We start from the raw sequence: 9,807 nt of genomic DNA, 5'->3' as shown, positions 1-9,807 counted from the left end.
TCGTGGGAGAGTAGGTCGCCGCCTTCCTTTAAAACCCTTCATTATTTATAATGAAGGGTTTTTTTATGATTATTGTTTGGGCGTATATAAATCTTTTTTTAGCAGGTTTATAATGAGAAGTTCTCAAGAAAGGCTTTTAATTAATATTAAAGTCCTAATAATGTTAAAAACTAATCTAAATATATGGTTTCTTTAGAATTAAGAAATAACTTTATATTGTTAGATTAGTATTATTTTGATATTAATCAGATTAAAATAAGTTTATGGCATTAAAAGTTACAATTTCTCATAAAACAGTTTACAAGTATGATCGCAATGTAAATCTGTCCCCACATATTTTTAGATTACGTCCGGCTCCACACACGAGAACACCGATAGAATCATATTCTCTTAAGATTAAGCCAGAAAATCATTTTTTAAATTGGCAACAAGATCCTTTTGGTAATTATTTGGCACGTTTAGTTTTTCCGGATAAAACAAAACAGTTATCAATAGCTGTAGAAATTATAGCTGATTTAAAAACCATTAATCCATTTGATTTTTTTATTGAGGAATCTGCTGAAGAGTTTCCGTTTTCATATAATGAAACGATTAAAAAAGAATTACTTCCATATTTAGAAATTACCGATAAAGGGCCTTTATTAAATGATTTTCTTAATACGGTAGATATGACACCTCGTAAAACGATTTATTTTTTGATTGATATGAATCGAAAGATATATGAGTATCTAAACTATCATATAAGAATGGAGCCGGGAGTTCAAACCTGTGAATATACGTTAAGTAAAAAAAGTGGATCTTGTAGAGATTTTGCCTGGTTATTTGTTCAAGTACTTCGACATTTGGGGTTTGGTGCCCGTTTTGTCTCTGGATATCTGGTGCAATTAGCTTCAGATGAAAAATCATTAGATGGACCATCGGGTCCGGATGAAGATTTTACAGATTTACATGCTTGGGCAGAAGTATATCTTCCTGGAGCTGGTTGGATAGGGTTTGATGCAACTTCAGGATTATTGGCAGGAGAAGGGCATATACCATTAGCTTGTACTCCTTCTTTTGAAAGTGCTGCTCCGGTTTCTGGACTAACAGACGTATGTGAAACTGAATTTGAATTTGAAAACGCTGTACATAGAATTTTAGAATCACCAAGAGTTACCAAACCTTATACCGAACAACAATGGAAAGAAATTTATAAATTAGGTTTTAAGGTAGAAAAAGAACTGGAAAAGAATGATGTACGATTGACAATGGGAGGGGAGCCTACATTCGTTTCTATAGATGACATGGAATCTCCTGAATGGAATACTGCGGCAGATGGTCCACTAAAAAGAGAACTTGCAGAAGATCTTTCTAAAAGATTAATGAATGAGTTTGGCAAAGGTGGAGTATTACATCATGCACAAGGAAAATGGTACCCTGGTGAACCATTACCAAGATGGCAAATTGAAATATGCTGGCGTAAGGACGGAAGGAAGATATGGCACGATGCATCTTTGTTATCATCTTTTTCCACAAACACAATAATCCCAGAAAAAACTGATTTATTTTTTTTAAAAAAACTCACAACATATTTAGCAATATCTTCTAATACAATCATGTCAGCTTATGAAGATGCTTTTCATGCTTTATGGGAAGAAGGTAAGCTTCCTGTAGATTTTAATCCAGCCGAAGATGAGGACGGATCATTGGCAGTCAAAAAGTTACAAGAAATATTAGAAAAAGGTACTGCTACACCAGCTGGTTATGTTTTACCAATCAACAACACAGAGAATACATGGTTTACGAGTGAATGGAATTTTAGAAGAAAACATTTATTTCTTACACCAGGAAATTCACCCGTAGGTTTGAGGTTACCTTTAAATTCATTAATGGTTAATCCAGAAAATGAATTTTTTCCGATTTATGAACCAGATTTGTTTTCAAAAAAGAAAAATTTACCTAGCTTCAAAAGGTTAGTATCAAAAAGACACAAGGAGTTTTTGAAAAGAGGGGTGGATTCTAATCAACCAAAATATTTTGTTCGTACTGCACTGTGTTCAGAAATTAGAGAGGGGAAGTTATATCTTTTTTTACCTCCACTAGATACGGCTGAAGCCTTTCTGGATCTTATGGCGGCTATTGAAGCGACTACAAAAGAATTGAATATTCCCGTAATTTTAGAAGGTTATGAGCCGCCAAAAGATAATAGGTTAGAGTCACTGAAAGTAACACCTGACCCTGGAGTGATTGAGGTTAATGTCCATCCGGTTCATAATTGGAAAGATCTAGTTGATAATACTTTCACTATTTATGAACAAGCAAAACAAGCACGTTTAGGAACTGAGAAGTTTATGCTTGATGGAAAGCATACGGGAACTGGAGGTGGTAATCACGTTACATTAGGAGGCACCAAACCTGCTGATAGTCCACTGTTGCGTAAACCAGAATTGTTACGTAGTTTATTGACTTTCTGGCAGCATCATCCTGGTCTTTCTTATCTGTTTTCAGGGGCTTTTGTGGGGCCAACAAGTCAAGCTCCAAGAATTGATGAAGCAAGATTAGAAAATTTGTATGAATTAGAAATTGCATTTAGTCAAATCCCAAAAGATGGTGAAGTTCCTTTTTGGCTTACCGATCGTTTATTTAGACATTTACTTACTGATTTAACTGGTAATACGCACCGTGCAGAATTTTGTATCGATAAATTATATTCTCCAGATTCCTCTTCAGGTAGATTAGGAATTTTAGAGCTAAGAGGGTTTGATATGCCTCCACACCCACAGATGAGTCTTGTTCAAAATTTATTGGTAAGAACCTTGGTTTCTTGGTTTTGGAAAAAACCATATAAACATAATTTAGTGCGTTGGGGGACAGAGTTACACGATAAATTTTTGATAGAGCACTACGTAAGAGAAGATATTAAGGATATTGTTTTACAATTAAATAAAGCTGGCTATAAGTTTAAAGAAAATTGGTTTGACCCGTTTTTTGAATTTAGATTTCCTTTATATGGTATGGTTACTATTAATAATATTCGTATCGAATTACGTTCTGGGATTGAACCTTGGAATGTACTAGGAGAAGAGATGACTGGAGGAGGAACTGCTCGTTATGTAGATTCATCTTTAGAACGTATTCAAATCAAAGTTTTTGATTTTATAGAAGAAAGATATATACTAACTTGCAATGGTGTAAAGGTACAATTGAAAAGTACTTCTACAAAAGGAGAGTTTGTTGCTGGAATTCGATATAAAGCTTGGGATCCGTATTCTGCTTTACATCCCACAATAGGTGTGGATACACCTCTGATTTTTGATATTGTAGATACGTGGAACCGTCGTTCCATAGGCGGTTGTACTTATTTTGTTGCACATCCAGGTGGTAGATCGTATGATACATATCCCGTAAATAGTTATGAAGCAGAATCAAGAAGAATTAATCGTTTTTGGGAGTTTGGGCATACACAAGGCGAGATTGAAACTATAGAGGGGAGTATGCAGGAAGGTGCTTCGGATATGGAAAGAAGTGTTAAAGAAAAAGGAAGTTCCAAAAGATTTAGATACAAAGAGATGCCAATTGACCCAGAATTTCCACATACATTAGATTTACGTAAAAAATGATTTGATAAAGTATATCTTACATGAATTTTAAAACAGAGATATTAACCAAAGACTATTTCAAAGAACATAGTTATGACGAAATGTTTTCATCTACGATGGATATAAAACCAGCTTGGAAAAATATTTCGGACAGTCTAATTGGTATGGGACATAATGAGTTAATATCTAGACAGAAAGATATAGATTGGAGACTTTCTGAAAATGGTGTTACTTATAATGTTTATAATGATCCTAAAGGATTGAACAGGCCTTGGAATCTTAATATTATTCCATTTGTACTAAAGGAATCTGAATGGAAAACGATAGAAAAAGGATTAAAGCAGCGCGTACATCTTCTGGATTTAGTAGTTAAGGATATCTACGGAAAACGAGAACTTATCAAAAAAGGAATTATTCCTTCAGAAATAATCTATGGGCATAGAGGTTTTTTACGACAGTGCGATCATATACAATATAACACACCAAAATATATATCAATATTTGCATCTGACCTTTCCAGAGGTCCAGATGGCAGAATGTGGGTGGTTAATGATCGTACTCAGGCACCTTCTGGGATGGGGTATTCTTTAGAAAATAGATTTACTACAGGAGCGGTTCTTTCTGAAGTTTATAAAAAAAATCGTGTAAAGAAAATAGATCATTTTTTCCAGGATTTTGATCAATTATTGATCAACGCAGCACCTGATAGAAAATCAAACCCTTCTATAGTTATTATTACTCCAGGACCTCATAATGAGACGTATTTTGAGCATGCTTATTTATCTTCATATTTTGGATACCCTCTGGTAAGAGGGAATGATCTGGTGGTAAGAGATGGTTTTCTTTGGATGAAATCTTTAAATGGACTAAAAAAAGTAGATGTTGTACTGCGTAGGGTAGATGATGTTTTTATGGATCCTTTAGAATTGAGGGAAGATTCATACCTCGGTGTTGCTGGTTTATTAGATGTTGTTCGGAGACAGAATGTTACTGTTATTAATCCAATAGGAAGTGGCGTGATAGAAAACTCGGGCCTCATACCTTTTATGCCTGCGATTGCAAACTATTTTTTAGGAGAAGAATTACTGCTCCCACAAATTGCTACATGGTGGTGTGGACAAGAGAAGGAAAGAAAACATGTACTGGATAACCTTTCTAAATTTGTTATTAAACGGATTGATCGTTCTCATAGAGAAGATATTGTTTTTGGAGAATTATTAAGCGAGCAACAACAAATTGATTTGAGGATTAAAATATCCAAGAATCCTTATCTATACGTAGCTCAGGAAAAAATTACTTTTTCTACAGTTCCAAATTTTATAGAAGGTAAACTAGAACCTCGGAATATGGTATGTAGAACCTTTGCTATAGCAAAGGGAGACGATTATCAAGTGATGCCAGGCGGGTTGGTAAGGGTATCACCAGAAAGTAAAACGCTTAGAGTAAGTAATCAACGTGGTGGAACTAGTAAAGACTTTTGTGTATTATCTGAATTTGAAGAAACTAATAGTATTGCCCCTATATGGGAAAATGCTGATAAAATTACAGCTTCAAAATTAGAGGATCTACCAAGTTTGACAGCAGAAAACCTATATTGGGCAGGTAGATATCTCGGTAGAACTTTGGTTACTGGTAGATACCTTCGTATGGTGTTAAAGCAGCTTACTAATATAGAATTAGGTGTCGAAACTACTCATGATGAAAAGTTACAAATTTTATTAAAAGGGGTTACAGAATTAACGAATACTTTTCCTGGTTTTGTTGGTACAGATAAAGAAAGTCCCGTATCAGATATAAGAAAGGAATTATTTGCCGTGGTTCTGGACAAAAACAAGACCGGTAGCTTAGCATATACGCTTTCAATGTTCACCAATTCATACTTCGCTATTCGTAATTTATGGTCAACCGATATGTGGCGGGTTTTTGATGGTATCCAAAAGCTATGTACAACAATGGAAGATAAAAAGGATGACCAGGATACCTCCATTAAAAGTGTATTAAAGGTACTGGATCAGTTGATTACCAAAATTATAGCGATAATGGGATTGATAGAAGAAAGTATATTGGTTGATCAGGGATTGCTTTTGTATTTTATTGGATTAAATTTAGAAGCAAGTATCTTTAATATAAAAAAACTTGACTTATTGATAACTCCTGTGGTTTCTAGTAGTTACACCGAATATGAGTTATTAGAATGTTTGTTAAATAGCCAGGAAAGTTTAAATATTTATAGATATAGTTACCGATCGTATATTACGACAGAAAACACATTGTCATTAGTGTTATTGAATTCAGAATATGGACGATCTCTATTGTTTTTGGTATCTCGCTTAAAAAAAGACCTAAGCAGGTTACCAAAGAATGCTGGTCAAATTAATTTAGCCGAAAAAAATATTTTGGAAGCATATTCAAAACTAAAAGATGTATCGGTAAAAAATTTAATAATGACCGATCAATATCAAACAGGTCTGCGTGAAAATTTGAAGCGATTATTATTAGAACTCGACCTTTTACTAACGGGGGCATCAATAGAAATAACCAATACATATTTTAATCATATATCAAGGCAAAATCAATTATCTTCTCAAAGCTTTCCAATATAAGAAAACATGAAATTTAAGATCATTCATAGTACTCAATATAGTTATGATGCTGATGTAAGTTTTTGTCATAATATAGCTACATTAATTCCTAGGAAAAGTCTTGGGCAAGAATTAGTTGATTTTAATATACAGATAACACCAGCTCCCTCATCTACAGATTTTTCTGAACGTATAGATTTTTTTGGAAACCATATTACCAGATTTTCCTTACAGCAGTTACACCGAAAACTTGAAGTAACTTCGACAAGTATAGTTAAAAGAGATTATACAGCGGTGTTTGATAGCTTTCATTCTGAAAATTGTAAAAAAGTAACACTTTCTGAAGCGCTATTACTATTGAAAGCAAATAGTAAGGAAATATTAGACGCAAAGCAATACATACTAGAGTCTATATTAATCAGGAATATTGAAGATAGTATTAAGAAATACGCACTAGTTTCCTTTAAACCAAATCGTTCTATTTTTGAAGCTACGTATGAATTGATGCAACGGATTTATACTGATTTTGATTTTGTTTCTGGTTTTACAAATGTTTCTACTCCTCTTAAAGATGTGATGGAGGAGAAAAAAGGGGTGTGTCAGGATTTTGCACAAATAGCAATCGCTTGTATTCGTTCTATTGGTTTACCGGCAAGATATATAAGCGGTTATATAGAGACAGTACCACCACCAGGTAAAATTAAATTGGTTGGAACTGATGCATCCCATGCTTGGTTTGCAGTTTTTATACCAGGTTTTGGGTGGGTTGATTTTGATCCCACTAATAATCAAATCCCTAAAAATCAACACGTAGTTGTAGGATGGGGAAGAGACTACTACGATGTACCTCCTTTAAAAGGGGTTGTTTATAGTTCCGGAAAAAGTAAGCTAAAAGTATCCGTAGATATTCGTCCGTTTCAGGAGGTATATCAAAGCCAGCAGAGTCAAACTCAGCAGTAATAAAACGTATGTATTACTGCTGTTGTTGTTGTGATTGTTTTACCTTATCCGTAATCTCTGTTTTTTTAGGTTGATTTATTGCTTCTTCCATACAAGTTACTGCTAATAGTCAAAATATTCTTTTTCCATCTTTTTACTAATGGCAACCAAATCATTTAGTATTTTTTCAATAAATGTCTGAAAATCTACTTCGATTTCTTCAATATATTTGTATTTATATTCGGTGTAAATTTTATTCACTAAAAAAATAGTAGAGTCTTTTGAAGGATTTTTTTCTGTAGATAACACTTGAATATGTTCAGAAACTCCATAAAGGCTGTTAATTACTGATCGGGGACAGTTTGGGTTTAATATCAGGAAATCTAAGGTATTGATGCTATTGGGAATCTTTTTCTGAAAACGATTCATCATATCATACGATTCAACACATTTTAATAAGGTGGACCATTCTAATATACTACCCCTACTGGATTCTTCCTGGCTTCCAATTATGAGAATGTCATTATACTTGGCATTAATAATACGAATTACCTGAGTTGCACGGTCGAGTTTAAGCCCAAGTTTTATGATCGAATATACTTCGTCATATAAAAGAGTAGTTCTTATTTTTGCTTTTAGTATAGCAGTGAATTCCATAATATTGCTTGTAAAATCATAGAGTCCTTTTTTTACATAATCATCTACAGAATAGTTTAAGACAAAATGATAAAACTTATTAATTGCCTCATACAATTCTGTAGAGATAAGATCTCTTGCACTATTGGCATTTTCACGAGCTAATTTGACACAATTGATGATGGAGTACGATTTTTCTGGATTGAGCCCTATATCATACAATACATTCGAGTCATATAATGGTTCTTCTGATTGATGAGGGTCTCCAACCATAAACAGCATCGATTTTAATACAAATTGTCTTGATTGTGAATATTCATTTGGAGCATCTAATGAAGAAAAATAGTTGACACATAGATATCGTGCTACATGTTCTGAACGTTCAATATAACGCCCCATCCAAAATAGATTGTTTGCAACTCTTGCTAGCATATTTTTTTATTTTTTTAAAACCCAGGTATCTTTGGAACCACCTCCCTGAGAAGAGTTTACTATAAGATTTCCTTTTTGAAGAGCTACTCGGGTTAATCCTCCTTTTAATGTGAAATTTTTATCTTTTCCTAATAATGTATACGTTCTCAAATCCACATGACGTGGCTCAAAAGAGTTTTCTCCTTCTATATACGTGGCATGAACGGATAAAGACATAATAGGTTGCGCAATATATTTTCTTGGATTCTCTTTGATTACATCTTTTACCTTTTTAATTTCTTCTGATGTAAGCTTATTCCCAATAGAAATACCATAACCACCTGCTTCGTCTACTGGTTTTATCACTAGTTTATGAATATTTTCTAATACAAATTTAAGATCATCAGGTCTACTACAATGGTAGGTGTGTACATTATTTAAAATAGGCTCTTCATCGAGATAATATTTAATAATCTGAGGCATATAGGTATACACCGCCTTATCATCAGCAACGCCAGTTCCTGGCGCATTTACCAAACATACGTTTCCTTTTAGGTATGATTTAAATAGCCCAGGCACTCCTAAGACAGAGTTTTTATTAAATGATTTTGGATCTATAAAGGCGTCGTCAATTCTCTTATAAATGATATCAACTCTTTTAGGACCATTAATAGTTTTCATGTAAACAAAACCTTTTTCTACAAAAAGGTCTCTTCCTTCTACAAGTTCGACTCCCATTCCTTTTGCTAGGTATGAATGTTCATAATAGGCAGAGTTAAACACACCTGGAGTTAATACAACTGATGTAGGATTATCTACCCCTTTAGGCTTTACAGTTTCAAGTATTTCTAAAAGATTTTGGCTATAATCGGTTACAGATTGTATTTGATATTTGTCAAAAACACCAAATAGAGCTCTTTTTAAAGCAGTTCTATTACATATTACATAGCTAACACCAGATGGACATCTTATGTTATCTTCTAATACATAATATTTACCATCAGAATGTTTAATAAGGTCTGTTCCCGAAATATGATTATAAATTCCTCCTGGAGGATTAAACCCTTGCATTTCTTTGAGATAATTAACAGAGGAATCTATTAGGCCTTCTGGTACAATACCTTGTTTAATGATTTTCCTATCGTGATACAAATCCCACAAAAATAAATTTAAAGCGGTACTACGTTGTAACACTCCTTTTTCTATATGTTCCCATTCTTGAGGATCTATAATCCTTGGAAATAAATCAAAAGGAAAAATTTTTTCTTTTGTTTGATTATTTCCATAGACCTGAAAAGTAATCCCCTGATTAAAAAAGGAAGTTTTTGCTTTTTCATTAAGAATAGAGAAATCATTCACGGAGTGCGATCCATAAATATCAAACAATGTTTGGTAAACAGGCTTCACTTTATTGTCCTCTCCAAAAACTTCGTCAAGCATTTCTTGCTTGAACGAATATGAAGAAAAAATAGGGTGATCTTTGTGTGATCTCATAATTAGTATTTATGTAAGGAATATATTAATCTTTATCATTTTTTTATGTGATAATATTATAATAATTATAGAAAGATGGTGTTTTTTTTTCAAAAAAAAAGATTAATTCATGTGGTTTGTGTAATGATACTTAATAAAAACTAGATTTTTGTTAACGATATATTACC

5 protein-coding genes are annotated in these 9,807 nt (G+C 33.4%); 3 read left to right on the top strand and 2 right to left on the bottom strand.

All coding sequences use genetic code 11. The annotated features are described in order from the left end of the window. The first annotated feature begins 263 nt into the window (after positions 1–263). The 3 genes from ACWGOQ_RS17600 to ACWGOQ_RS17590 are packed head-to-tail and all read left to right on the top strand — an operon-like array spanning position 264 to position 7,120. Complete coding sequence (locus tag ACWGOQ_RS17600; RefSeq protein WP_452059468.1) at positions 264–3,599, top strand: transglutaminase family protein; 3,336 nt, start codon at positions 264–266, stop codon at positions 3,597–3,599. 20 nt (positions 3,600–3,619) lie between these two features. Next, positions 3,620–6,181 carry a circularly permuted type 2 ATP-grasp protein gene (locus tag ACWGOQ_RS17595; protein ID WP_452059467.1) on the top strand — a complete coding sequence of 854 codons (2,562 nt, stop codon included), beginning with the start codon at positions 3,620–3,622 and terminating at the stop codon, positions 6,179–6,181. A 6-nt stretch (positions 6,182–6,187) separates the two neighbouring features. Further along, positions 6,188–7,120 carry a transglutaminase family protein gene (locus ACWGOQ_RS17590; protein ID WP_452059466.1) on the top strand — a complete coding sequence of 311 codons (933 nt, stop codon included), beginning with the start codon at positions 6,188–6,190 and terminating at the stop codon, positions 7,118–7,120. A 102-nt stretch (positions 7,121–7,222) separates the two neighbouring features. Here the strand turns inward: ACWGOQ_RS17590 and ACWGOQ_RS17585 are convergent, their stop codons facing one another. Both ACWGOQ_RS17585 and ACWGOQ_RS17580 read right to left on the bottom strand, forming a co-directional pair. Next, positions 7,223–8,167, bottom strand: a complete 945-nt coding sequence (locus ACWGOQ_RS17585; RefSeq protein ID WP_452059465.1) for an alpha-E domain-containing protein — start codon at positions 8,165–8,167, stop codon at positions 7,223–7,225. 6 nt (positions 8,168–8,173) lie between these two features. Further along, positions 8,174–9,640, bottom strand: coding sequence for a circularly permuted type 2 ATP-grasp protein (locus ACWGOQ_RS17580; protein WP_452059464.1), 1,467 nt, complete (start codon positions 9,638–9,640; stop codon positions 8,174–8,176). Positions 9,641–9,807 lie beyond the last annotated feature (167 nt).

The organism is Aquimarina ulvae (assembly GCF_053613295.3).
This window is presented reverse-complemented; position numbering and strand designations above follow the sequence as displayed.